We start from the raw sequence: 22,031 nt of genomic DNA on the forward strand, positions 1-22,031 counted from the left end.
GGAGCTGAACAGAAATGCTCAGCTCTATTCTGCATTTTTGCATACAGAGGATACCATGGATGTCCCTCATTTATTGGTGCAGCTTGTTGTCGCGCTCGCATGTGCAGGTGCCGCAACAGTCCTGATCCCACGTCAAATTCCAGGGCAGCTTGTGGGCCTATTCTTGGTTGGATTCGCTGGGGTTTGGTTAGGAGAGTGGGGTTTTGGGCTACTCTACCGTGAGTATGGCCTCGACCATCAACTGTTGCGCTGGCAAATTCAGGATGTGCTGATTGTGCCAGCTATTATTGGGTCGGCGATCGTGCTTTACGTGGTCACGGCATTTTTAAGGTGGGGACGGTACAGCTAGTTCTGCTAAGAGTGGCTGGATTCTGGTTGGGTTTGCCCCAGTCTGGGTTCAGTTCCAGCGATTAATCGCTGGATGTTCGTCTGGTGCCGCCAAATCACATATAACCCTCCCGCGATCGCCATGAGCTGGTAGGGCAAGGGCTGGTTGAATACAACCATCAAAACACAGGCGGCGATCGCGGCCAAGATAGAGCCTAATGAGACAATTCGTGAGAGCGCCAATATCAGGCCAAAGAGACTCAGCGCCCCAAGACCCACTTGCCACGACATGGCTAGCAAGACCCCCAGGCTGGTTGCAACTGATTTTCCCCCTGTGAACTGAATCCAGATAGATTTGCTGTGACCCAGAATAGCGGACAACCCAACCAGGGTGACCGTCCAGGGCAGCCAGGTCTCTAAGTCAACGGAGGCGGGTGCTACCTGGGTAAAGGTTGGTACAGCATACAGCCAGCGGGTAAGGGCGATCGCCAATGCCCCTTTCAGCACGTCAGTTAGCAGAACAAACAAGGCGGCTCCTTTACCAACGGTTCGCAGCACGTTCGTTGCCCCGGTTGACTTAGAGCCGTGTTCCCGGATATCAATTCCTTTGAGAATGCGGCCTGTCCAATAGCCCGTTGGCAGCGATCCCAACAAATAAGCGACTACCAACAGTAACCCGTTCCCCAACAGCCAACCTGCCATTTTATGTGCCCTCCTTCCGGCCGTATTTAGTCTACCGCGCTGTTATGCGCTTTGTTTGACTACAGGGCATTGACCCGATCAAATGAGCGGAGGATTCATTGGGTCTACAGCAAAGGCCAGCCAAAGCGGAAATTGGAGCAGGGAAAGGTTAATCAGGTCTTCTGATTCGTCAATCAGGATGAGCGGCAAGTCACCCCGTTTGACGAGACGATCGGCACGCTGAGCCAGCGGTTCGGGGGCTTCAAATAAAACAACACCCTGCTCGGCACCAAAATCGCCCCGCGAGATGCCAAGACAGTCTTGCAACCCTCTGCGCCATTCCCCCAGCCGTTCGGGGGAGTCGGCTAATACAAGGGTGCGGACGCGATCGCCATAGAGCGTTCGTAGGATTGAAATGGTGGCTGAACTAATCAAAATATTTTGCAACCGCGATCCCATCGAGCGCAACGCCCCCCGCCCCCCTTGATTGAAAAACCAATTCGAGACGCGTTCCGCGTGAATCGGTTCAAACGTGCGGCGCAGCCGCCAGGGTGGGCCATAGTAGTCGGGCACGGTTCGATACTGGTCTAACAGTTTGCGGATTTGTTTGGCCTCCTCCTTGAAGCTTTGCTCAGCAAACTTGGGAGACACTGGCCTGTCTTCTACGGGCTGCGGCTCGTCAACCATCGCTCGTGGCGATCGCTCCCCTGGTTCGGAAACCAGTTGCAGTTGTTCTGCCGCGATCGCTAAATCTTGCAAACTGCCAACTAGATAGTCTTTAAACCCCTGCACCCGAATCGCCAAATCTTGAGACACTCCAGCAAAGCTAGTCCGCATTTCGGCTCGAATGCGCTCTTGCCGTCGTTCAAGCTGCTCGACTGAAATTTGCAGCGTTTGCTTGCGCCGTTCTAGCTCGGTTAACCCTTCTTGCACTAACCGCCCTACCGTCATTTGGGCTTCGGCCACCTGCTCTTTCAGCATGGCATTGTAAGATGCCTGCAATGCAGCCACGTCTCGCTTCAGGGTTTGCTCTTGCCGTTTTAAGTCGGCTACTTTCTGTTCCAGGTCTTTGATCTCACGGCGCAGCAAATCATCAGACGCATCGCGAGCGATCGCCGTTCCATCCCTGTCTGGGGGGATGATATCTGGGGAAATGGTGTCTGGCGAGGGGTCAGCCGCTTGTTTCGCAGGCGGATTGGTTGATTGCGGGGCAGAAGGCAAGAAATCGTCTGAGTTCATAGCGTATTTAATCAGTTGTTGCTGGTTGCTAGTTGTGCGCAGACGAAGGCTAACAGCAAACCACTAACAACTTGGCAGCAGAGGGTTAGCGAGTCGTTGGGCAACGCTGTTCCAAACAGGTTTTCAATTGCTTGGCATCAAACAGGATCGGCAAAAAGTGAATGCTTTTGACCTCTTTGAAATAAAACAATACAGGCACATTAGACCAAAAAATTTGCCAGTTTTGCCAATGTTGGTAGGGAAAGCGGCGAATCAACGTCTCTCCACGATAGATATCCAGGTCTGTTTCTGTAAACAGCAGCCGCAACGTAATGGCCTGGAACATTAAGAATACGCCAAACAGGGCGATCGCTCCGCTTACCCAGGGTTGCACCCACAGCAGCGGGATAGATAACAGCACCAGCGCGATCGGCAGTGAATAGCTCGGAGCCAGTTGCACCGTTTCAGTTTGATTAGCAGTCGTCGGAGTAGTCGTCACAAGCGCTAGACCCAATAGAACAGCGTTGATTACACCTGTAGCAGCAGAACCGATAGGGAATTGTTTAAGGATCGCGTCTCAAGACTGCATCCTTCCAACTAGCGGTTCACCTTCCATTCTAAAGGGTTGCGTCCTCAGGAACCGGTGATTGTCGCGCTGCCCTGCCCCTGAAACATCAACCACGACAGGAAAAAATTGACGATAAAAATGAAGAGTAATGCAGTTACAACGGCAGTTGTAGTAGATTGCCCCACCCCTTTAGCGCCACCTGTTGTTGTTAACCCCCAACTGGTGCCAATAATGGCAATCAACACGCCAAATACAGCTCCTTTGATCAACGGACTGATTAGATCCCAAACGCTGAGAAAGTCACGCGCCGAATCCAAAAACACGCGTTGCGAAATGCCGTACAACGCATCCGCCAGGATCATGCCGCAGGTCATGCCTGTGATAAACGACAGAATGGTGAGAATAGGGAGCATCAGGCAGCAGGCAATCACTCTGGGAATGACCAGGTAGTCAATGGGGTCAGTTTTGAGCATGTACAGCGCATCGATTTGCTCCGTGACCTGCATCGTGCCAATTTCAGCCGCGAAGGCAGAACCCACGCGCCCGGCGATAATCACGGCTGTTAAAACAGGGGCTAATTCTCGAGCGAGGGCGATCGCCAATACACCACCAACGGCTGTTCCTGCACCCAGGTTAATAAACTCGCGGGAAACCTGAATTGTAAAGACCATTCCTACAAAACCTGCCGTCACCAGCGCGATCAGCAACGATTCGGGACCCACGACCGACATTTGTTCCAATGTGTTGCGGCGATGAATTCTTCCCCTGAGCAGGTGAATGAAGACCTGTCCCCCTAGCAGAACAGCCGCCAGCAACCGCCGACTCCATAACGCCAAACTAGAACGGTTTGCAGTTTCACTCAATTGGGGAAGTCCTATAAAGCCGAGGCAGTAAGGTATCTGACAGTGTCAACAATAGCGGATTTTCATAATCTTTGTCGGGTATTTCGTTTCTACTGCAATTGATTAGCTCTGTAAGGTTTAGTTGCAGATTGAAACAGTTTAGGGCTGAGCCAACCCGTAAATTTGTAAGCTGAGGTGAATACGCCACGGGTACTATCCACAGTCCATTCTCAGTCGGAGAGGGTATTTGAAGGGGGCTAAATGCAACTCGAACCGTTCCTTTTCTGGCTTGCCGCAGGCGCTAAACGCCCCTTTTTGGCTTCAACATGAGCGCTCAGCCGAGCGGGGTTGAAACCAGAACTGGCTTGGGATTTCGTCGCCGGGAGAGTCAGGGAACGAATGCAGCCCGTGCGCCAGGTTCAAACAACCTCTGGTTGCCACAGATCGATGGTGATAGGAGGGGTGATAAGAGGCCATATGTGCGTATAACCCCTCTCTTCAATTCATATTCATGTAGACCTCCCTTTCAGGGTGCTAACTCAGCTATGGCAACGGTATCAGTATCCATTGTTGGGCGGGTTGTTACTGATTTTTACAGATATTTACCAAAGTCTTTAATAGAAATTTAAGATTTCTGACATCCCGGTTAAGCTACGGCGATCGCCCCCTATCGTAGAAATTGGCAAGGATTAGTTTCTCTCGTCTGTCCTGATTGACTCTTTGAGTAATTATCTCTCTATGAGTACTCTGCCTAACGTCTTGCTTTCTCTTCTACTCACCAGCATTTTCAGCTTTCTGGCTCCCGTCTCATTGATTGGCGCATTGCTAGCCGTGCTGTTTCTGATTGGATACCTGCCGGGGCTAGACGCAGTTGCACAGGTTGGCGTTGAGCAAGTATCTCAATTTTTGTCGATCTTTGGCACGGGCAGTTCGCTTCACGGCACCTTAACCATTGGTTTGGTGTGTAGTCTGGTCGGAGTACTGTTCGATATGTTTACGTTCTACCGCTACCAAAACTTGCGAGATTAAGCCTTGAGCGCTCCTCACGTGTTCATTCATCAAAATTAACCGATCGCCACAGCTCTGCCCCACACAGCAGACTTGTCGTTTCGGGTGAGTCTTGGCCGTTCAAAAGTCTCTATGCTGGAACTTGGTACTGCTTGAATCCAATTCCATGCATCAAGTCCGTCAATTAGTGGCGATGCTCGGCGATCGCCCACAGCAACTCAAACTAGGCTTTCTTCAACCCAAACGATGGCAACGGTGGTTTGCTGCCTTCCTGGCCGCAACGTTATTCTGGTGCGGTTTGCCGCAAGCAATTGCCCTTGCCCGCGCCGAACCACCCCAACCAGCGACTGGTTCAATTCAGCCGTATCTGGATGCAGTAACCGACCGTGTTACTAGCTTTACCCTCGACAACGGGATGCGGTTCATTGTGTTGGAGCGGCACCAGGCACCTGTGGTTTCGTTCATGACCTATGTCAACGTCGGTGCCGCGTATGAAGCCGAAGGAAAAACTGGTGCGGCTCACTTTTTAGAGCATTTAGCCTTTAAAGGGACTCGCCGCATTGGCACTCAAGATTACCGTGCAGAGCGGCCTCTATTGAATCGTCTGGATCGGCTGTTTGACCGCATTCAAGCGGCGAGAGCTGCCGGACAAGAGGAACAAGCCGCTCGCCTGGAAGCGACCTTTGAAACGGTCAGAGCTGAGGCCGCCAGCTACGTGAAGCAGAATGAGATGGGAACCATTGTGGAGCAAGCGGGTGGGGTAGGGCTAAATGCCACCACGTCTGCCGATGCCACCCGTTATTTCTATAGTTTTCCAGCCAATAAGCTGGAACTGTGGATGTCGCTAGAATCAGAGCGATTTTTAGAACCCGTCTTCCGTGAGTTTTACGAAGAAAAAGATGTCATTTTAGAAGAGCGGCGCATGCGAACGGATAATTCGCCCATTGGCCGCATGACTGAAGCTTTCTTGGAAACGGCCTTTCCAGGGCATCCCTATGGCCGTCCTATTATTGGCTACGAGGAAGACATCCGGAACCTGACGCGCAGAGACATTCAAGAGTTTTTTGACACCTATTACACGCCCGATCATATCGTTGCCGCCGTGGTGGGTGATGTGGATGCCGAGCGGGTACAGGAATTAGCGGAAGCCTACTTCGGACGCTATACCGCTCGCTCCAGGGCACCAGACGTTGAGGCGATCGCCCCAACCCAGACCGAACCGCAGGAAGTCACGTTGCGGCTTCAGTCGGAACCCTGGTACCTGGAAGGCTACCAGCGTCCGGGGATCAACGATGATGACAGCGTTCTCTATGGCATGATCTCATCGCTGCTGGTTGGGGGGCGCACGTCGCGGCTCTATCAATCGTTAGTGGAACAACAGCAATTGGTGCTTAATGTCGGGCTTCAGGATGGCTTTCCGGGCGATCGCTACCCCACTCTGATGTTGATTTACGCCCTCTCGGCTCCTGGCCACACCATTGATGAAATTGCAGTGGCAATGAATGCAGAAATCGATCGCCTCAAAACCGAACCCGTTTCGGCTGAAGAACTCGATCGGGTCAAAACTCAGGCGCGGGCAGGGCTGTTACGTACCTTGTCATCGAACAACGGCATGGCAAGTTTGCTGGCCGAATATGAGGCTAAAACGGGCAGTTGGCGCAACCTGTTCGATGAGTTGACCAAAATCGAAGCGGTGACGGTTGACGATGTGCAGCGCGTAGCCCAGAGTATCTTCCAACCGAATAATCTAACAATTGGACGATTGCTCTCGGTTGGCTCAGGAGAGGCCGAATCGGAGAGCGTCGAGGTTGGCAATTAATTCAGTGTTGAGCGATCGCGTCTCTCCTAGCCTCATCACGAACTATTCAGGAGTTTTGTTAATCATGCAGCGGTTTGTTTTTTGGCGTAGCAGTCGAGGGAAACGACTCGCTAGCTATGTCTTCATTGCAATAGCAGTAGTAGTGCTAACGGCCATTAGCTCATGGCGATCGCCAGCCCTGGCGGTTACACCCCGCCATTACACCGAATTGGAGTTTGCTCCCCCTCCTGAAATTCAAGTGCCGGATTACACCCGGTTTGAACTCGACAACGGCATGACCGTGTTTCTCCTCGAAGACCACGAACTGCCGTTAGTCAGCGGTTCCGCTATGTTTCGCACGGGCGATCGGCTAGAACCCGGAAAGAAGGTAGGGCTAGCCAGCATTACGGGTGAAGTGATCCGCAGCGGTGGCAGTGAGGCGCATCCGGCTGATGAACTGAACCAACTGCTAGAGCAACGAGCCGCCTCCGTTGAGACTGGAACGGATATCTCCACCGGCAGTGCCAGTTTTAGCGCCTTAAGTGAAGACCTGGAGGATGTCTTTGGGCTATTTGCAGAGGTGCTGCGTCAGCCAGCGTTGCCCCAAGACAAAATTGATTTGTCTAAAGTGCAGTGGCGAGGCTCGATTGCCCGCCGCAACGATGACCCAGGGGAAGTAGCAAGCCGCGAGTTTCAAAAGCTGATCTATGGAGCAGAAAGCCCCTATGCTCGCACGGTTGAATATGCCACGCTCGATAATGTGTCGCGCCAGGATATCGTCAGCTTTTATCGGCAGTATTTTCGACCTGAAAATATGTTGCTGGGCATTGTGGGAGACTTTGACCCGGACGCAATGCGATCGCTAATTGAAGCGCAGTTTGGCACCTGGCGACCGGAACCCGTTTCCGGTTTCCAGACCTCGCTGCCGGAGGTTACCCAGCGCACCACAGGCGGTGTGTTTCTGGTTGATTTACCGCAGCTAACCCAAAGCTACGTTCAAGTTGGGCATCTTGGTGGCCAGCTAAACGAGCCAGACTATGCAACGCTGTCGGTGATGAATGAAGCGCTCAACGGTTTTGGTGGACGCCTGGTGAATGAGGTGCGATCGCGCCAGGGGTTAGCCTATGTCGTGTATGCCTTCTGGAGTCCCCGGTACGACTTTCCGGGCACCTTTGTGGGCGGCGGGCAAACCCGGTCTGATGCAACCGTACCCTTTGTGCAGTCGATCTTGGCAGAGTTAGAAGAAGTTCGCACCACTCCCATTACCGAAGCGGAGCTAGCGCGAGCCAAAGAATCGGTTCTCAATGCCTTCATCTTCAACTTCCAAAGTCCCTCACAAACGCTATCGCGGGTGATGCGGTATGAGTATTACGACTATCCGCAAGACTTTATCTTCCAGTATCAGCGAGAAGTAGAAGCCACAACGCCAGAGGCTATTCAGCAAGCCGCACAAACGCATCTAAAACCGGAAAATATTGTCACGCTGGTGGTGGGAAATGCTGCCGATATTCAGCCGCCCCTGAATACCCTGGTTCCCGATGGGCAGCAGGTAACCACGATCGACATCACGATTCCACCACCACCATCAGACGCTAGCCCGGAGCCAGGTACGGGTGTGTAGTTGATCCTGTGTCGTCACGGGTATAAGGGGACGAGTTGTTTTCAGGCTGGCACTAGTGTTTGGCTAGTCGGCTGAAACCACTCGTCCTTCTCTTTAAGCTGGGGTTACAAGCAGCGCTGCTGAGACGCCTGTTTGAAACGGGTTGCATCGCCAGTGGGCTGTGTTGCCCTTTTTCATCCTCTAAGCCTGACAGACCCAATTTCTCAACACCAACATCGGGACAACTATCGAACGTCATGAGTAGCGCTGTAGAGGTTGTTGTAACTGGGATAGGGCTAGTCTCTGCCCTGGGCAATTTGCAAGAAACATGGCAACGGTTGCTAGTCGGAACCTCCGCCGTTCAGTTGCACCAACCCTTTCCAGAATTAGCGCCTCAGCCTGTGGCGTTGATTGCCCAAACCCCATCCTCGCTGCTGGCTTTGACCCACCAGGCCGTCACGCAAGCGCTGCTGACCGCTGAATTGGCACCACCTTTAGAGAATTGTGGTGTCGTGATTGGTTCAAGTCGCAGTCATCAGGCTCAATGGGAGGACTGGTTGAGGGCTAGAACCCATGACGACGATCGCCTCTTGCCCTCCTTAACAACCTGGCTGGACACCTTGCCCAACGCAGCGGCGATCGCCACGGCTCGGCAATCTGGTTGCACGGGGCCTGTCCTGGCACCAATGGCAGCCTGTGCCACAGGGCTGTGGGCGATCGCCCAAGCCTATGAACTGCTGCAACTGCATCAGTGCGATCGGGTCATTGCAGGGGCAATTGAAGCCCCCATTTCCCCCCTGACCCTGGCTGGCTTCAGTAAAATTGGTGCGTTATCGCGTTCAGGAGCCTATCCGTTCGATCGCCACCGCGACGGCTTTGTGCTAGGAGAAGGCGGTGCCGTTCTGGTGCTAGAAACGGCAGAGGCGGCTCGTCGTCGTTCGGCCACGGTGTATGGGCAAATTTTGGGCTTTGGGTTTACCGCCGATGGTTACCATGTCAGCGCTCCTGACCCTGGCCAGCGAGAAGCGGCGATCGCCGTGAAACAATGTCTGAAGCGCAGCCAGCTTCAGCCTCAGGCCATTGGGTATATCCATGCCCATGGGACAGCGACTCAGTTGAACGATCGCAATGAGGCCGCCTTAATTCAGCACCTTTTCCCTGGGGGAGTCGCGGTGAGTTCCACGAAGGGGGCAACAGGGCATACGCTTGGCGCATCGGGTGCCATTGGGGTTGCTTTGTCCTTGTTGGCGTTAAAGCAACAGGTGCTGCCGCCCTGTGTTGGTCTACAACAACCGGAGTTTGATCTGGATCTAGTAACGGCTTCTCGCCCTAGCACCGCAGCCTACGCGTTGTGTCTTGGCTTTGGTTTTGGTGGGCAAAATGGCGCGATCGCCCTGAAGCGAGTTGCATCCTAGATATCGCCCATTTTTGGAGTTCTAGTGGGAAGATTAAGGATAATAGGTGGATTTTCTGCGTGTATCCAGTGTTTTGGCACAGGGTTGTGGGTCAAAACACTGGCTGATGATAGTTCTTCACGGTTGATTCATCCCCTAATGCATCTCACCGCTTAATCTCCTCACATGGCTGATCCACGCAAACTGATCTTGATAGTGCATCCCACCGGATTTCAAGGTTTTATCTGGCAAACGGTTCTGCGTTCTCAGCAACTCGCTGTTATTTGGGAATCACCTGATGTCAACTTAGTTGAAACAATCAGCCATCTAAAAAAGGCTGGCTTTACCCTGCCAGACCTGCTGTTGCTCGATACTCGGTTACAAAACATCAATCCGTACTCCTTTTGTCGTTGGCGACGTCAGCATTGTCCAGAGATGAAAGTGGTATTGGTTAACGGTGCCCAACCCGAGATTTTGCTCTCAGAGCGGCAATGGGCTATGTATCAGGGTGCGTCAGATTTATTGCCTCGCTTTGAGCGAGAAAACCTGGTCAGCGGAGCAGCTACCAAAGTGCGACAAATTCTTGACCTGTTAGGAGAGCCAGTGTTGGATACTGGGGCACTCGTTTCGGTATTGCTGACGGTAAAGGAAGAGCTGAAGACACGTCGCCCTAATTCCTCCTCCATCTTGTCGTCTAGCGCCAGCGCTGCCTTTGTCGCAAAACGCGCCAAGCCGGATACTTGGGACTCTCGCACCTCCGGCGTTGAAGAACCTCATTCCTTCCGCTTCGATTGACCGCTGGCTCACGCCGTTAGCAGAGAAAACAAGCGGAGACTATGACCCTGTAATCAGGGCAATTCGCTGGGTTAAGCGCGGTTTGCCAAATCGTCTCCAGGCGCTTCCTCCGCGTAAGAACAGTTCCATCCAGCGCAGTGGTGTACCGTCTACATCTGACCAGCCAGAACTGCCGGGTGCAAACGCTAAGGTGCCCTCTGGAACTCGAAAACTGCCATCCGAATAAATGGCATCGCTAACCACATCCCCAACGCGAATCACCACTTTGGTTTCGGGTTCCAAATTTATCGTATGGGCTGGAATAGTAGTCTTAATGTTGCCGTAACCATCGACCCAGGCAATTCGGTTATCGGGACGGTCAGGAAGTTGGTTGGTGGCGATCGCCTCTCCCAGCAGGCTGAAATCCTCATTGGCGATCGCTGCGGCTGCCGTTGGAAAGACATCCCGCGATCGAAACTGTGATCCCCCACGCGATACGTTAACGCTGTGCAGCACAGTAGCGTGCTCCTTAATAAAGGACAGGGAATATCCGGCGTTTACCCCAACCACTTTGACCCCATTAGGCAACACGGCATAGGTTAATCCTTCCCCCTCGTTGTCTCGTCGCGCGTCGGGATCGTCTTGCCGGGGCGCACAGTTGTGATAAATTAACCGCTGTTCTGGTCCAGGGTTAAGACCCAGTTGTGCAATCCAAAAGCCGGTTGCCAACGTATTAAACGGTGGAATAGAAAGTAAGTGCACCTGCGCTTGCGGCAGAAGCATCAACAATCGTTGAGACACTTCTAAAAAAGCCGGATCGCCTGTCCCATAATCAGCAATAAGGGAAATGAACATAGCACCCCGTCGTTGCTCAAATAATTTAGACAGTAGACAGTTTAGCCTTGTGTGAGTGCAAGATAGAGAAGGGTAAAAATGTCTTACACCCTGGGTGGATTGATTGGGCAACCTATAATAGGGTGCGATCGCTACAAATTGCGAATCAGGTGGCAAAAGATGGGGCTGTACCAGGCTAGATTGGTCTAAATGAGAGCACAAGAAACTGGGAATACTGCTGAGGGCAATGACAATATCTAAGAGTGCATCTTGCTTGGCTCTGGTTCTGGGAATGCATGTTCCAGTGATGACAAAGCGCAGCGTTTGCCCAAAGCAACTATGTGGGACGAAGTAAAGAATTATGAGTACAGTTCTAATCGTAGATGACAGTCAAACGCTGCGAGAAATGCTCTCAAAAATTTTGCAGAAGCAAGGGCTGACCGTCATTGAAGCGACCAATGGGCTTGAAGCAAAAGAGAAAATTCAGCAGAGTCCCCCAGATCTGGTGATTTTGGATATCGTAATGCCACAGATGAACGGCTATGAACTCTGCCGCTGGATTCGAACTGATGCTAAGAACCCAAACGTTCCAGTCCTCATTTGCTCTACTAAAAGCGAAGAATTCGATCGGTATTGGGGAATGAAACAAGGTGCAGATGCTTACATCACCAAACCGTTTCATCCGCTGGAACTGGTGCAAACCGTAAAGCAACTGCTGCGCGGTAGCCAATAGCGTTGGCACTCTAGCCGTTAGGCTCTCTGCCAGTTTCCAGAGCCAGCACCACGGCCTAATGCGGTTGACTTAAACGAGCATGCACAGCGGCAAGCGCATCGCGATCGCCCACATTTCCTGGAAATAGCACCACGGGTAAATCGGGAAATTGAGGATGATCGGTAGGAGTACGTACAATTGATACACCCGGCAAGATTTGCCCCAGAAGACGAGCCGATCTCAGCGCCAGACCGTCGCTCAATACATCATTAGAAGTGATGCCACCTTTACTAATCAAGAACCCCAGATTAGACGGCAACCCACGCACAATGTCCATCAGCAGAGCGGATACCGCTTCCCCAAACTGCAATCGAGTTTGAATCGTGTCGAACGTGAGTTCATCCCGACTGGTATAGACAACAGACGTTTTGCCTGCTCGATGCACATTGTGAATCTGTTGCAGCGTTTGCTCCAACTGTTCAGCCCGTTGGGATTGCGAATCTTGCAGCAAATGCACCACGTCTACTTCAATCCCAACCACGGCCTCAGCCTGGAGCAGAGCTTCTAGCTGTTCGGTTGTCTTTTGGACATGCGAGCCAATGATCACGGCTCCAGGTTGGTTGTCTCGTGTATAGGTAGCCATGTCCTCAGCAGCCACAGGTTGCGGCGGCAGGTTGGCTAACGCGGTCAGTAAACTGGCGGCACTGCGAAACAAGAACCGTTTGCCTTGGGAGGCGGCAATCAACACATCTGCCGCAAACCGATCGAGGTCAGCTTGAGTCTCTGCATCCACGGCAACGCACTGGTTATCGTGCAGGTGCATCAGCCGATCCACGGTTCCTGCTCGAATGTCGCTGAGCAAAAACCGTTCAACGTCCTCTGCGGCAATTCGCCCGTTCGTCTTCTCTTGCACATAATCGGGCAGATAGCTATGGCGGTAGCCAAACACCGAGTCCTGCGCGAATTCCGTTTCGTGAACCGGGGTTGGCACTCCGTTGACCAGGAGATAATGAATGCTGTCACGGGTGAACCGCCCGCCCTCAAAAAAAGCAGGGGTGAGAAAATGGGCATCAAAGGAGCCGAGTTCGGCAGCGATCGCGTCTGTTTCAATGGGATAATGCCCCCGCAGCGTCGAGTCTGAGCGGCTGACGATCAAAAAGTCGTGGAGCTGCTCCGCTGCGATCGCCTGCTTGAGATGACGACACACCTCTTGCGTCGTTTCCAGCGCTTTGTCTGGCGGCTTGGCACGGGTGTTAGTTAGGACAAACACAATGGGAGAGTCATCTGCTAAACCCAATCGCAACGTGTCCACATCCCAGCGCATCAGCAGTAAACAGCCGTGAACGGTTTGAGAACCCGTTGGATCGTCATCCAGCACAATAATTTTGGGATTGGTCGTCATTCAGTAAGGGTAGCGATCGCCCCGAAAAACAGTTTGCTATGAACCTTACCACGATCAGAGATTCAGGGCAGCCCGTTTAGCTTTAGTCTCGCCCGCCTGAGAGCGCTGGCACTCTATTCCTCATTCTCTCTTTCCTCCCCAGGTTGGCAATTGCCGCGATTTGGGTACACTCGACTTGGTAATAACTGCCAGGCAGATGCATCTGCGGCCCAATTACGAAATAGGGTTTGACGTGCAAATTGGTTGGCAAAATGCCAGTTGTAGACTCGCTTCCAGGCAATCGGCCACTGAGCCGTTTTATCGGCTTGCTGCAGGGCACGAACGTCAGCTTCCAGGGCAGCAGCGTGCTTTTGAAAGATGGTCGCTAACGCTTCAAAATGGGCTTGAATAGGTTGCATTTCTCCAATGGATGAGTTGGGCAAATGGTTACCTTTAGAGATATCATCCTTTCAACCAAGTTGGGGTTTTACTCTAACTCATTGAGCCATAGCACGTGAACCAGTTTACTCAAAGCCATTTTTCGTTAATACACTAGAGGTTGCGCGTAATGGGGCGACTAGAAAATCTATCTGAAAACGTTGGATCAACCGATCCCATGACTGCGGAGCAAGCTTTGAAAACCGTTGCTCAAGACTTGCAGAACCTACAGCATGATCTAGTAGCTCAGCTCAACCAGGACGTGAGACGGCTCCAGGTCGAAAAATCGCTTCTGGTCAACGATATTGAACGGTTGCGAGAGCAGCGAAAACAGCTACAAACGCAGAATCAAGTCGTGCTGTCGCAACAGCAACTTTTACAGCAGCAGGCCTGGGCAAAACAACTGGCCTATGTTTTGGCTAATCATTTGCAAGCGGCATTGGTGCAACGTTTACACCAGGCAGCAGGGTTAGATACCATCCCTGGCGAGGCCAGTTCGTCTCTAACAACCGGAGTTAACGCCCATCATGAGAATGCTCATAAACTGCTCTCTTCGCTGGATGATACGCTAACGCGCACCTTTACGGCACTGCGGCAGGACTTGAACAGTTACGAGGGATCGATCGCCCAGCAAATTAACCGAATGCATAACCTGGAGCAACAGGGCGAGGCTATCCTCGAAATGCTGGTCAATCGCCTGAGTCAGCATCTCAGGGTAGAAGCTGCCAGAACGCAGGCCGCATCCAGCGCAATGGGCAATGGCAACGGGCATGGCATTTCCGATCATCCAGTTTCGTTACCCAGAACCGACTCGATGCCGTTACGACAAGGGCCGCCAACCGTGCTGCCTGTCGCGCCAGTGAGTGCGCCAGAACCTCCGGTTGCCCCGGTGCGATCGCCCCTGCGGTATGGATTCTCTCAGTTCAAAATTGGCTTCGCGTTGATTTTGCTGTCCACGGTTGCCCTATCCCTGCACAATGTTGCGGTTGGCGTGATTGGGAATCCCAGTAATGTTCTGGGATTGTTCCAGGTTGGAGGCTTCATCAAGCTCAACAGCGTCGGTAACTCTTTGTGGATTTTGCTGATGCGGATGTGGGTCGTGGTACCAGCGATGGCTAGCTTAGCCTGGTTTCTCTATAAACCCACCTGGCACGACATCAAAAAGTTCTCTTTGTCGAACGATCGCGCCCTGTTGCGTAGCGTGGTGGGCAGCGGCTTCTTTCTATTCTTATCTCAAGTCTTAATCTACATTGCGATCGGGCAGATTGGGCCAGGGGTGGCCGTCACAATTCTGTTTATGTACCCGATTGTGACGGTGCCGTTAGCGTGGTTGCTGTTTGGCGATCGCCCATCGCAACTCCGGGTGGTTGTAATGGTTGCCATCAGTTTAGGAGTGGTGTTGACAGCGTTGCCGAAGCTGGCCGCGACAACCAATATTTCCTGGATCGGGATTGGAGCTGCAATCATATCTGGCATTTCCTTTGCCTGCTATTTAATTTCCATGCAGATCAGCTTTCGCAAGCTGCATCCTGTTCCAGTTAGCTTGATTCAGTTCGTCACTATTTTTGTGCTGACTCATTTAATGCTGCTGTTCTTTCAAGTGGGAGAGCCGCCTGCTAATGGATTTGGGCTGTTTCTCTCTGGCATTGTACTGGGTGTACTAACGCTAGCCGGATATTTGCTCAATAACTTTGGCGTGCGGTTTATGGGGGCAGCGCGTGCGTCTATCATTGCCTCAAGTGGCCCTGTGTTGACGGCTCTACTGGCATTTGTGATTACACCGGGCGATCGTACCGAACTAAAACTGGTGCAGTGGTTGGGCATTTTCATTGTCACCTCTGGCGTGGTTGCCCTCAGCTTCGAGCGAATGGTGAGTCAAGGCAAAGCCGCTAAACAGGTGCAGATGCAGGCGAAGGACGCGAAAGGTTAGGGAACTCAATGCCGCTGCTAGAGTCATGACGCTTGTCATCTTGCAACCACAGCGCGTAGGCTAGCGGTAATGCGCGCCCACATCCTATGAAAAGCCTAAAGATTGGAGCGTCTTTGCTCGGGATAGTTTTGCTGGGACTGGGTGTTGCCATGGCGGTGACAAATCCTGGTCAGGCTGACTATGAACTCTATGCGGTCGATCGCCTCAGCGAGTATTTAGAAAGTAATGCGTGTGGTCAAGCGTCTGAAGTGTTGCGACCACAGTGTGAATCGCTGCTGGCGGATAACCAGGATCAAATCCAACAAATTATTGCAGAGAGTACTCAGCGTCAGAACTATGGCGTTGTGAGTATCTACACCACTAATTTATCGTTTGAGCAATATTTACCGCCGTTTCTCAGCCAACTGTTGCCGTCCTATCGGTTTGAGACAGTGGGAGTGTTTCGCAACTTCTACACCTACAGGCTAGATCGGCAGTAGTGCAGCGTATCCGACAGCGTACAGGAGGCAAGCGATCGCCCCCCAGGGCAGCGGATGTACTGGCTAAACGGGGCTAAAACTGCTGTGTCTAACGATCGGTTCGAGGGGAAGAGACGCTCCAGGCCACCAGCCCCATCGCTGCCAGTAATGGTGTTAACCAGTCTCCCCAACGAACGTAGAGCGTGCGGCTCTGCCTTCGATAGAGGGTGTCGGCGTGGGTTACATACGTCCTGAATTCCGACAGCCAGACGGTTCTACCATGAGGATCAACTATTCCAGAAAGCCCTGTATTGGTTGCTCTAGCTGCCCACCGATCGGTTTCGATTGCCCGCATCGTATCCTGGGCATGATGTTGTGCCATCATGGCACGCCCATAGGGATCATTATTAGATGCCGTCAGGATAAATTCGCCACCAGCAGCGGCCTGGTTCCGAAACAGTTGAGCAAAGGCTGACTCATAACAAATTCCGGCGATCGCCCGACCGAATGGAGTCTCAAACCGCTGGTCATAGCGGCCTGGGAGCATGGTGGCTTCGACGGGCGACAGCCGACTAATCAATCGTCCAACGATTGCCTCAAACGGGATGTATTCTCCGAGCGGCACTAGCTTTACTTTGTCGTATCGGCTGAGTACTTCGCCCGTTCCTGCCAGGGTAAACAGGCTTTGAGTGATTCGGTTCTGCTCTACTCCAACCGTTCCCACCCAGGCGGGCACGCCCTGCTCTACGATGGCTTGATACAGTGGATTTTCGGTTTGGCGAGGGCTACCGACCCAGAGCCAGGGCAAGGCTCCTTCTGGTGTCAGCACGACATCAACTCCCTGCTGTACCAAACTGCGATAACCCGTTACATAGGCCGAAAGCGATCGCCGTAGCCCCTCATCAAACAATTTAATTCGAGTCGGAATGTTGCCCTGAACAATACCGATTCTTAGCGCATTTTCTGGCGGTGATGCTAGCGATGATCGGTAGAGTCCACCTCCAACCAGGTGCAGGCTAAGCAGGAGCGACGCTGCACTGAGCAGATAAGGTCTAGCGGCAATCGAGTTGGGGGAGCGAGTGGTGTTGAAGCGATGGTATAGCCTCAGCCATACGGCTTCGGCAATGCAACCGTTCACGGCAACGATCGCTGCTGTTACAGCCATCGGCCCTGACAGCCTGCCCAAGTGAAGAATGGGCAGATTATAAGGACTTTGTGTATAGGACAGGGATGTCCAGTACAGCGCTCCAGAACTCCAAAGCGTTTCCAGGGCGCACCAAAGCGCTGTGCCCATTAGAATCCGTAACCAGGAGGGAGCGCGGGAAAGGGAAGGAAACGAAAAGGATTTGGGCGGCTGGCGTGGCACCCTAGGCATAAAGCGCAACCTGGCACGCAGAAATTGCTGAACATCAGCCCATGACAATCGACATAGGATGCTCAGTCCGAGTGCCCAAATGGTGACCAGTAAAGCGCCCCAGATGGTGATGAACCCCCAGGCAAAGACGGTAATGGCAATACTGCCCAACCACGGTATGCCCATCCAGGTTAATGGATGCAAGTCTGTAATCCACGACAGCGCTAAGCCGTGATATCCCAGACCCCAAAGGAGCGGTCGTAGAACGAATCCCCAAAAACGATCGCGCCGAGATGGCTGGATTGCGCCGGATTGAGTATCAGCCGCAACAACGATTGCCAACCATAATGGCACGAGCGCAATCCAGGCTAAGAACCAGGCATTCACAGGGGCAGGCGTTAACCCCATTAAAACACCGCCCGCAAGGGCGGTGAGCGGATGAGCTAGAAAAGACGGGGTGGGAATTAGAAGTTTGCTCTTGAACACTGCGATCGCTGTCGTTACTGCTTACACGGGTGCTTATCACTATCCTAGAGTGTGCTTCTAATCCCTTGCATCTTACTTGCATCTGTTGCGTTGCATCTATTCTGCGGCGGCTTCGCCTTCCTCTGCCTCAGGTTCCTCGACTGAAATTCCTTCCACTCCAGCTTCCTCAGCCGCAGGAGGCACTAACGCGACGGCAATGATGGCATCGTCTCCATCCAGTCGTTGAACTCGAACACCCGTTGCCGCTCGTGATTGGCAGGGAATGGCTTTAACCAATTGGCGAATCACAATGCCGCGACTGGTGACCAGGATAATTTCATCCTCCTCGCCCACGATTCGCAGCGCAGCCAACCGATCTTGTGGCTTGCGGAACTTGATCGCCCGTAATCCCATCCCGGCTCGCTTTTGCAACCGGAACTGAGACACAGGAACCCGCTTCCCTAAGCCACCCACGGTAATTACTAGCACCCAGGGACCTTGATTGCGGCTGGGTTCCACTTCTAACTCTTCAGTATCGACCTCAATTGCCGCATCCGTGTCTATCTCTGTCTCGGTATCTGCGTCATCAGTGGGTACCATCGCGTCTACGATTTGGCTGGGCAGGATATCCATACTGATGAGTTCATCCCCCTTTCGCAGCGCCATTGCCTTAACCCCACGGGTGGGTCGTCCCAGTGGACGCAACTGCTCATGATTGGCGCGGAAGTGAATGGTCATACCTTGGCGGGAGCCAATTGTGATGCTGTCCTCTGCACGAGCACGGCGCACCCAGCGCAACTGGTCGCCTTCTTCTAGAGAGATGGCAATCAGGCCATTGGCTCGGATGTTGCTAAACGCAGACAACTCAGTCTTCTTGATGTATCCACCCTGAGTGAGCATCACCAGATATTCGTCGTTGGTGAATTCCGTCACCGGCACGATTGACGTGATTTTCTCAACGCGGGGAATGGGTAACAACTGCACCAAGGGAACGCCGCGCGATGTGCGAGACCCTGTTGGGATCTGGTATGTCTTCAGGAAATAGGCAACGCCGCGATCGCTAAAGAACAGCACACTATCGTGATCGCAACAGGTGAAGAAATGCTCGACACCATCATCCTCTTTCATCCGGGTACCGGCTTTGCCTCTCGTCGCTCGACTTTGCGCCTCAAACGTGCTAACGGGCATTCGTTTGATGTACCCCTGTTCGGTCACCAAAATGATGACCTGCTCATTGGCAATTAAATCGGTGGCATCGAGTTCACCTTCGACCCCTTCAATCACCGTGCGACGGGGCGTTGAGTGAGTAGCTTTCAGCTCAGCCGCTTCCGTTTCAATCATCTGCAAAATTCGTTCGCGCCGCGCCAGAATATCTAGCAGGTCAGCGATCCGGGTCTGCAAGTCATCATACTCATGCCGAATCTTTTCAGCTTCGAGAGCTGTTAAGCGGCGAAGCTGCATTTGCAGAATGGCATCGGCTTGCAGTTCAGACAAACCGTGCGTGTCAATTAGCTCTTGTTTTGCGGTTGGCCCATCTGCAGAATGGCGAATGAGGCTGATAATTGAATCGAGGTTTTGTAGCGCAATTAATAACCCCTGCAACAGGTGTGCCCGCTCTTCTGCTTTACGAAGTTCGTAGCGAGTGCGGCGGGTAATCGTTTCAATGCGGAAGTCCAGAAAGACCTGGAGCAACTGCTTCAGGCTCAGGATTTGGGGTTCGCCGTTCACCAGCGCCAGCATGTTTACCCCAAAGTTAGCCTGGAGCGGTGTTTGCTTGTAGAGATTGTTTAACACTACGCGCGGATAGGCATCGCGCCGAAGTTCGATCACAATCCGCATACCGTCGCGATCGCTCTCGTCTCGAATATCAGCGATGCCATCAATCCGGTGATCGTTGACCATCTCTGCAATCTTTTCGATCAGAGCGGCTTTGTTCGTTTGAAACGGCAGCTCAGTGATGATGATGGCTTCGCGATCGGGACGACCTCGGTGTTCGATGGTTTCGATCGCCGCCACGCCCCGCATGGTGATCGACCCGCGCCCGGTCATAAATGCTTCACGAATACCGCTGGTTCCCAGGATCTTGCCGCCTGTGGGGAAGTCGGGACCGGGGATATACCGCATTAACTCCATATCCGTAATTTCAGGATTATGAATTAATGCCACGACTCCATTAATCAGCTCTTCCAGGTTGTGGGGAGGAACGTTAGTCGCCATCCCAACAGCGATCCCAGACGAACCGTTCAGCAAAAGCTGCGGCACTCGAGCTGGAAGGACTAACGGCTCTTGCTGAGAGTTGTCGTAGTTGCTGGCAAAATCAACCGTTTCAGATTCAATGTCTCGAATCAGTGCGTCAGTCGTAAGAGGACGCAGCCGACATTCGGTATATCGCATGGCCGCAGGCGGATCGTTATCTACCGACCCAAAGTTGCCGTGCCCGTCAATCAGCGGCGATCGCATCGAAAAATCTTGCGCCATCCGCACCAGCGCATCGTAAACGGCCGTGTCGCCGTGGGGATGGTATTTACCGATTACATCACCCACCACACGAGCGCATTTTCGGAAGGGGCGATCGGGGGTTAAGCCCAATTCATGCATCGCGTAGAGAATGCGGCGGTGAACCGGCTTTAGACCATCCCGCGCATCCGGCAATGCCCGACCCACAATTACGCTCATGGCGTACTCTAGGTAAGACCGGGACATTTCGCCCCGCAGATCCGTAGGAATAATCCGCTCCTGGGAGAAGGTCATACAGTAAAAAACTCCAAAAATGCGAGCTTTTGGCAGCGAAAAGCTGAAATATGGCGAAAAATGCTGCCTAAATTCTAGATATTTGCCAATTTTTGTTGCTTAGTTATACAATTTTAGCACATTTTTGTTACTCTCTTGAGCCTCGCTGAGGGCAGGGCAACGCTCCTTGAGGGACATGTGTGGCAGCTTTCACGGCTCTCGCCTGCTCCAACCAGCCGGGGTGATTGAACGTTCGTTGAACCAGTTTCGTTTAGCTATATAGTTCAGCGGGTCATCTTAATCTGAGAGCCTGGATCTGAGTTTGATACTCCCAACTCAACAGTTCAATTGCGGCATTCCATCAACCACGGCACAGTAGCCGACTGCGGATGGAACCCCATCGGTTTCGATGATTCGGTTGATCTTTAAGCAAATCTGAATCAAAGGGCACAGCATGGGGCAGGCGGGTTGGTATTTCATATCTATTTACTTCAGTGGATCACCCAACGTCTGGTTGAAAACAAGGCACCGCCCTGGTGACGTGGCTTTGGCTGTATGCGTATGGAAAATAACACCGTAGTTTGGTTTCACCAGGCAACCGTCCGGCTCAATCGTCAAAGTGTCCTATCCACCTGCTTCAATTCATTGATCATGGCTAAAGGAAACTAGGACGCTATGCTTGATTCGGCTTTTTGTCCTGAAACTTCGGCAGCAACATGGACTGCCTTTACCGCGATCGCCACCCGGTTTGTGTCCAGACCTGGAATAGTCGTCTTCCTGATGGTGGTTGCCTTCAGGTTGATTCAATGGATTCCAATTCGGCATGGAAAACGGCAGCTTAACGTCCTGATGGCTGGTCTTTTAATCCTTTACTGTTCAGCCTTTTTCTCGCCAACCTTTCATCTGGCAGAGCATACCTTTTTCAACGTGCTGCCCCGCGATTCTGGAGAAACCGTGGACGCGATCGTGGTTCTGGGTCGGGGAAAACCCTTCAGCCCATCGCGAGTGGAGCTAGCTGCCCATTTGTGGAAGGCTCAGCGGGCACCCTTTATCTTTGCTAGCGGCATTAACGATGCGCCTATCTTGCTAAAGCTGTTACGCAAAAAAGGAGTGCCTGCCTCTGTTTTACAGGGTGAAGATTGCTCAAGGACCACCTATGAAAATGCACAATTTACGGCAGAGCAACTTCGCCCCCAGGGGATTCAGCGAATTCTCCTGGTGACTGATACACCGCACATGCTGCGATCGATGCTCACGTTTCAAGGCTTTGGCTTTCAAGTGATTCCAGTTCCCAGCCTCGTACCTGGTACTCTCGATCGCAACCGAAAAGCCAATGTGATGCTACGCGAATACATGGGATTGGTCGCTTACGGGCTAAAAGGACGGTTCTTTCAGCCTAACTACCAAATTTCGCAATCCAATTATCCGTCTTCGTTCAACTAGGCGCGTTGTCTGTTCAATGGTTGTTGGCGCTCAATGCTGTAAGCAACGGGTGTTCGCAAGCATTGTAGGGTGGGGC

General features: G+C 52.5%; 20 protein-coding genes. 10 read left to right on the forward strand and 10 right to left on the reverse strand.

Annotated features, from left to right (window positions below; genetic code table 11):
- The first annotated feature begins 55 nt into the window (after positions 1 to 55).
- Positions 56 to 349, forward strand: coding sequence for a hypothetical protein (locus IQ268_RS24930; protein ID WP_193884898.1), 294 nt, complete (start codon positions 56 to 58; stop codon positions 347 to 349).
- A 5-nt stretch (positions 350 to 354) separates the two neighbouring features.
- Here the strand turns inward: IQ268_RS24930 and plsY are convergent, their stop codons facing one another.
- From plsY to IQ268_RS24950, 4 genes are all read right to left on the reverse strand, one after another.
- A complete protein-coding gene (gene plsY / locus IQ268_RS24935) occupies positions 355 to 1,029 on the reverse strand; it encodes a glycerol-3-phosphate 1-O-acyltransferase PlsY (protein ID WP_193884900.1) in 675 nt (224 codons plus the stop codon).
- A gap of 78 nt (positions 1,030 to 1,107) precedes the next feature.
- Positions 1,108 to 2,247 (reverse strand): DUF3086 domain-containing protein, encoded by a 1,140-nt coding sequence (locus IQ268_RS24940; protein ID WP_193884902.1) that lies wholly within the window; start codon positions 2,245 to 2,247, stop codon positions 1,108 to 1,110.
- A gap of 85 nt (positions 2,248 to 2,332) precedes the next feature.
- Positions 2,333 to 2,725 (reverse strand): DUF3119 family protein, encoded by a 393-nt coding sequence (locus IQ268_RS24945; RefSeq protein ID WP_193884904.1) that lies wholly within the window; start codon positions 2,723 to 2,725, stop codon positions 2,333 to 2,335.
- Between the two features lie 134 nt (positions 2,726 to 2,859).
- Entirely contained in the window at positions 2,860 to 3,657 is a 798-nt protein-coding gene (locus IQ268_RS24950; protein ID WP_193884907.1) for an MlaE family lipid ABC transporter permease subunit, read from the reverse strand.
- Between the two features lie 717 nt (positions 3,658 to 4,374).
- On the opposite strand from IQ268_RS24950, the gene IQ268_RS24955 reads away from it, so the two are divergent.
- The 5 genes from IQ268_RS24955 (at position 4,375) to IQ268_RS24975 (ending at position 10,231) form a co-directional block, all read left to right on the forward strand.
- Entirely contained in the window at positions 4,375 to 4,665 is a 291-nt protein-coding gene (locus tag IQ268_RS24955) for a hypothetical protein (protein WP_193884909.1), read from the forward strand.
- A gap of 172 nt (positions 4,666 to 4,837) precedes the next feature.
- Positions 4,838 to 6,463, forward strand: coding sequence for a pitrilysin family protein (locus IQ268_RS24960; protein ID WP_193884941.1), 1,626 nt, complete (start codon positions 4,838 to 4,840; stop codon positions 6,461 to 6,463).
- Positions 6,464 to 6,527: 64 nt separating this feature from the next.
- Positions 6,528 to 8,063, forward strand: a complete 1,536-nt coding sequence (locus IQ268_RS24965) for a pitrilysin family protein (RefSeq protein WP_193884943.1) — start codon at positions 6,528 to 6,530, stop codon at positions 8,061 to 8,063.
- Between the two features lie 236 nt (positions 8,064 to 8,299).
- Positions 8,300 to 9,457 carry a beta-ketoacyl-ACP synthase gene (locus tag IQ268_RS24970; RefSeq protein WP_193884911.1) on the forward strand — a complete coding sequence of 386 codons (1,158 nt, stop codon included), beginning with the start codon at positions 8,300 to 8,302 and terminating at the stop codon, positions 9,455 to 9,457.
- Between the two features lie 165 nt (positions 9,458 to 9,622).
- Entirely contained in the window at positions 9,623 to 10,231 is a 609-nt protein-coding gene (locus IQ268_RS24975) for a response regulator (protein ID WP_193884914.1), read from the forward strand.
- 39 nt (positions 10,232 to 10,270) lie between these two features.
- On the opposite strand, the gene IQ268_RS24980 is transcribed toward IQ268_RS24975, so the two are convergent.
- Positions 10,271 to 11,065: an S-adenosyl-l-methionine hydroxide adenosyltransferase family protein gene (locus IQ268_RS24980; RefSeq protein WP_193884916.1), complete on the reverse strand. Its 795-nt coding sequence runs from the start codon at positions 11,063 to 11,065 to the stop codon at positions 10,271 to 10,273.
- A gap of 340 nt (positions 11,066 to 11,405) precedes the next feature.
- Here IQ268_RS24980 and IQ268_RS24985 point away from each other — a divergent pair, with 340 nt between their 5' ends.
- A complete protein-coding gene (locus IQ268_RS24985; RefSeq protein ID WP_193884918.1) occupies positions 11,406 to 11,777 on the forward strand; it encodes a response regulator transcription factor in 372 nt (123 codons plus the stop codon).
- A gap of 55 nt (positions 11,778 to 11,832) precedes the next feature.
- On the opposite strand, the gene IQ268_RS24990 is transcribed toward IQ268_RS24985, so the two are convergent.
- A complete protein-coding gene (locus tag IQ268_RS24990; protein ID WP_193884921.1) occupies positions 11,833 to 13,158 on the reverse strand; it encodes a four-carbon acid sugar kinase family protein in 1,326 nt (441 codons plus the stop codon).
- Between the two features lie 113 nt (positions 13,159 to 13,271).
- Positions 13,272 to 13,556: a hypothetical protein gene (locus tag IQ268_RS24995; RefSeq protein WP_193884923.1), complete on the reverse strand. Its 285-nt coding sequence runs from the start codon at positions 13,554 to 13,556 to the stop codon at positions 13,272 to 13,274.
- A gap of 197 nt (positions 13,557 to 13,753) precedes the next feature.
- On the opposite strand from IQ268_RS24995, the gene IQ268_RS25000 reads away from it, so the two are divergent.
- Positions 13,754 to 15,505 carry an EamA family transporter gene (locus IQ268_RS25000; protein WP_193884925.1) on the forward strand — a complete coding sequence of 584 codons (1,752 nt, stop codon included), beginning with the start codon at positions 13,754 to 13,756 and terminating at the stop codon, positions 15,503 to 15,505.
- An 86-nt stretch (positions 15,506 to 15,591) separates the two neighbouring features.
- Positions 15,592 to 15,984, forward strand: a complete 393-nt coding sequence (locus IQ268_RS25005; RefSeq protein WP_193884927.1) for a DUF4359 domain-containing protein — start codon at positions 15,592 to 15,594, stop codon at positions 15,982 to 15,984.
- Positions 15,985 to 16,072: 88 nt separating this feature from the next.
- Here IQ268_RS25005 and lnt read toward each other — a convergent pair whose 3' ends face one another.
- The 3 genes from lnt to IQ268_RS25020 all read right to left on the reverse strand — a co-directional run bounded on the left by lnt (position 16,073) and on the right by IQ268_RS25020 (position 20,992).
- The gene (gene lnt / locus IQ268_RS25010) at positions 16,073 to 17,725 is read right to left on the reverse strand and encodes an apolipoprotein N-acyltransferase (protein ID WP_193884945.1); all 1,653 of its coding nucleotides are present in this window, start codon (positions 17,723 to 17,725) and stop codon (positions 16,073 to 16,075) included.
- 174 nt (positions 17,726 to 17,899) lie between these two features.
- Positions 17,900 to 20,533 (reverse strand): DNA gyrase subunit A, encoded by a 2,634-nt coding sequence (gyrA, locus tag IQ268_RS25015; protein ID WP_193884929.1) that lies wholly within the window; start codon positions 20,531 to 20,533, stop codon positions 17,900 to 17,902.
- A 315-nt stretch (positions 20,534 to 20,848) separates the two neighbouring features.
- Complete coding sequence (locus IQ268_RS25020; protein WP_193884931.1) at positions 20,849 to 20,992, reverse strand: hypothetical protein; 144 nt, start codon at positions 20,990 to 20,992, stop codon at positions 20,849 to 20,851.
- A 195-nt stretch (positions 20,993 to 21,187) separates the two neighbouring features.
- Between IQ268_RS25020 and IQ268_RS25025 the strand changes: the two genes are divergently transcribed.
- Positions 21,188 to 21,955, forward strand: coding sequence for a YdcF family protein (locus IQ268_RS25025; protein WP_228035698.1), 768 nt, complete (start codon positions 21,188 to 21,190; stop codon positions 21,953 to 21,955).
- The last annotated feature ends 76 nt before the right edge of the window (positions 21,956 to 22,031 follow it).

This window comes from Oculatella sp. LEGE 06141 (assembly GCF_015207605.1).
Taxonomy (GTDB): domain Bacteria; phylum Cyanobacteriota; class Cyanobacteriia; order Elainellales; family Elainellaceae; genus Oculatella.